At 66.3% G+C, this 246-nt stretch carries 1 protein-coding gene and 1 pseudogene; both read left to right on the forward strand.

The genetic code is table 11. From position 1 onward, the window contains the following. A pseudogene (locus tag OH705_RS28305) lies at positions 1–133 on the forward strand (efflux transporter periplasmic adaptor subunit); the annotation flags it as partial. Between the two features lie 6 nt (positions 134–139). Next, on the forward strand, positions 140–246 hold a 107-nt coding region (locus tag OH705_RS30075; RefSeq protein WP_416383613.1), incomplete at its 3' end, for an efflux RND transporter permease subunit.

Here is a 246-nt window from a genome sequence, read left to right on the forward strand (position 1 = left end):
GGGGCTCGAGGGCGGCGAACGCGTGGTCGTGGAAAACGCCGCGCAGCTGGCCCCTGGCCAGAAAATCAAACCGGTCGAGCGGGCCGCGCCAAGCGCGCCCGTGGCGACCGCGGGAAATAACGAAAAAAGGTAAACCGCCATGGCGCGTTTCTTTATCGATCGCCCCGTCTTCGCGTGGGTGATCTCGCTGCTGATCGCGCTGGTCGGCCTGTTGTCGATCCGCGCGCTGCCGGTGGCGCAGTATCC

Origin of the sequence: Pseudomonas sp. BJa3 (genome assembly GCF_026343815.1) — a bacterium.
Taxonomy (GTDB): Bacteria; Pseudomonadota; Gammaproteobacteria; order Pseudomonadales; family Pseudomonadaceae; genus Aquipseudomonas; species Aquipseudomonas soli.